Source organism: Algoriphagus sp. (genome assembly GCF_024642405.1).
Lineage (GTDB): Bacteria > Bacteroidota > Bacteroidia > Cytophagales > Cyclobacteriaceae > Algoriphagus.
Map to the genome: position 1 here is coordinate 1 of NZ_JAHEBC010000411.1, position 3,193 is coordinate 3,193.

Genomic DNA, 3,193 nt, shown 5'->3' on the forward strand with positions numbered 1-3,193 from the left:
ATGAAAAAGGGGAAAGTTGACCTCTATACCCACTCGATGGTTCGGAAAGTAACCACCGATGAAAAAGGGAAAGCAACAGGTGTTTCCTTCATCAGTAAAGTGGATATGAAAGAGTACAAACTCAAATCAAGAGTGGTAGTCCTTGGGGCTTCAGCTTGTGAATCTGCCCGTATCATGATGAACTCTAAATCAGCATCTCATCCAAATGGAATTGGCGCTGACTCAGGAGCTCTTGGTCGTTACCTACATGATTCTACGGGTGCTGACAGAATGGGAATTATGCCGGAATTGATTGATAGAGATAGGTATAATGAAGATGGAGTCGGTGGGATGCATATGTATACACCATGGTGGGGAGATAATAAGAAACTGGATTTCGCAAGAGGTTATCATATTGAATACTGGGGAGGCATGGGCCAACCGGCCTACGGGGCTGGAGGAAGCATGGACTCCATGAGAAAATATATCAAAGATGAATTCGGCGCTCCAAGTCCAAATGGAGGATATGGAGAAGGTCTGAAAAAGGATATCCGTAAAATTTATGGATCAACTCTGGGGATGTCTGGTAGAGGAGAAAGTATTCCTCGCTATGAAAACTATTGTGAAATTGATCCTACTACCGTGGATAAGTATGGTATTCCTGTGCTACGTTTCCATTATAATTGGACAGATCAGGAGATCAAGCAAGCCAAGCACATGCAGGATACTTTCGAAGAAATCCTAACTGGTGCCGGAGCAATACTTTTGGGAAATAAGCCAGGACCTGAAACCATGTATGGACTTGCTGGTCCAGGCAGGATAATTCACGAAGTTGGGACAACCCGTATGGGTAACGATCCTAATAGCTCTGTTTTAAACTCCAATTGTCAGGCACATGACTGTGATAATTTATTTGTGGTGGATGCAGGACCATTTGTATCTCAAGCAGATAAAAACCCGACTTGGACTATTTTAGCTTTGAGCTGGAGAACTTCAGATTACATCGTTGATCAATTAAAAAAGAAAAACATTTAAGCCATGAACAGACGAGAAAATCTAAAACTGCTCTTTACGGGCACAGTTGGAACAGGCTTATTTTTGGCAGGTTGTTCACCGGAAGAACAAGCTTTACCAGTACAATCGGCACTGACAAGCGGAATAGGTGGAAGAACAGAAGAGGAAAAGCTTCGGGATCAAGCCTTACTTTCTGAAACTTTTTTCACCGAGGAGGAAATGAAGAAACTGAATATTCTGGTTGATATCATTATGCCAAAAGATTCCGAATCACCTTCAGCCACTGAGCTCGGGGTACCGGAATTCATGGAGTTTATCATGAAGGATATGCCCAATTATCAAACGCCAATGAGGGGTGGATTGATGTGGCTGGATTTTGAGGCGGACGAAAAATTCGGAAAACCATTTGTGGAGCTTTCTAAGGATCAAGTTATTGAAATTGTTGAACTAGTAGCCTGGCCAGACAAAGCTGCCCCTGAATATGAAGGGGGCGTGAAATGGTTTAATATGATGAGAAACCTGACTTGCTCGGGATATTTCTCTACCGAGGCCGGATGGCAATACATGGGATATAAAGGAAATCAACCCAATGTTTGGGATGGGGTTCCTCAGGAAGTGATGGACAAACATGGATTACAACTTCCCGAAAAATATCTTTCTATTTACCTAAAGCCCGAAGATCGCGGGACGGTAGCCCAATGGGATGACGAAGGAAACCTGATCGGTTAAACATTAAAGACACAAGCCTCTGGTTATTTAATCAGAGGCTTTTTAGTTATGGATTTTTTCAACAAAATTCTTATTAGTATTTTTCAAAAAACTAAACCACATGAAATCCTTATTGAAAATCTGCCTATCTCTTTTGGTGATATCTGCTTTTTCTTGTTCTGAAAAATCAGAATCCAGTATCGTACCCAATTCTTATTCATTGGAAATATTGGATTCCTTAGACCTAGCTATTCTTGGAGATCCTTTTATAGCTGATGTTAAATCGGATGGATCGAGATTTCTTTTTTATGATTTTGCGAGCTCGGATCTGATTATCACGAATGCCGAAGGTGAAATTCAAAGTAAATTCTCAAAGACAGAAGATACTCCCGATGCCTATGGTTTCATGATGGAAATCCCCGGTTTTTTTGGATCAAATCAAATTGCCATAGTTGGGATGAAAGGAATTTTTCTTTATGATTATCAAGGAAATATGATCAAGAGAATGGATCATCCTGAATCCCTGGGTGGTGCAGGATTTATGGCATTTCCCGGAAAGCACACAGAATCCACAGTAATCAATGGAAATAATTATTTAATCACAAAGTCTGTCAGGTCTAGGGATAGTTTTAACGGCGAAATGAAATTCTACGAAACATTCAAAGCTTTAGAACTAGTTGAACCTGAATCTGCAAAATTCATTGAAATGGTTCCATTTGAGGAGGAAAGCATGTTTTTAAACGGCACAGGTTATTATGAAAGCGACTATTCTCCTGCTTTTGAAACAAAAGATGGAAAACTTTATGTAGGCCTTGGAGCAGAACAAAAACTTCATGTTTACAACCTTTCGGAAGAAGGAGTTTCCTTAGACACCACAATTTCCTTTTCTATTCCAGGCTTTGGGATTCTAGATCCCAAAGATCTTTCTGAGTTTTCTGAGGGTACAGTTACCATTAATGGAAGTACCCCTTCCTTACGCAATATTCATATCATTGAAGGCAAAATATTATTGCATTATTATCCAGGCATAGATCCTCAAAAGATGAAAGAAGCAGAAATGCTGTGGGAACAAGGAAAACCAGAGGAAGCTGGAGAACTTTTTGAAAAGCTGGAAGCAGAATTAGACCAGGGGTTATTAATTTTTGATCAAAAAACGTTGGAACAAGAAGGTAATATCCTTCTTCCCAGTGGTCTTAATAAGGATGGATTCACATCTGCAAACGGATTTCTTTGGATAGAAAAGGCAGCTAATGAGGAGGTTGAGGAAGACTTTTTGAGAATCTATAAGGTAAAGCTGGTTAAGAAGTGAATTTTTATGCCTATCCTTTTGCTAAATCAAAATGGGGTATTAAAAAAGAAAAACCCTATACCCTGTTTTTATCAAATAGTTGAAAATTAAAATTCACTAAGACAAATGACTCAATGATTTACAATACCAGACTAGTTGAAAAATACTGTCAAAAAAAGAGCCATTTGACTAATTTACAAGTGG

At 39.5% G+C, this 3,193-nt stretch carries 3 protein-coding genes; all 3 read left to right on the forward strand.

Annotated features, from left to right (window positions below; all coding sequences use genetic code 11):
- Nucleotides 1-1,014 (forward strand): GMC oxidoreductase (locus Q0L68_RS18565; protein WP_296705748.1); only part of this gene is annotated, 1,014 nt, incomplete at its 5' end.
- Between the two features lie 3 nt (nucleotides 1,015-1,017).
- On the forward strand, nucleotides 1,018-1,722 hold the full coding sequence (locus Q0L68_RS18570; RefSeq protein ID WP_296705749.1) for a gluconate 2-dehydrogenase subunit 3 family protein: 705 nt from the start codon (nucleotides 1,018-1,020) through the stop codon (nucleotides 1,720-1,722).
- 100 nt (nucleotides 1,723-1,822) lie between these two features.
- Nucleotides 1,823-3,010, forward strand: a complete 1,188-nt coding sequence (locus Q0L68_RS18575) for a hypothetical protein (RefSeq protein WP_296705750.1) — start codon at nucleotides 1,823-1,825, stop codon at nucleotides 3,008-3,010.
- Nucleotides 3,011-3,193 lie beyond the last annotated feature (183 nt).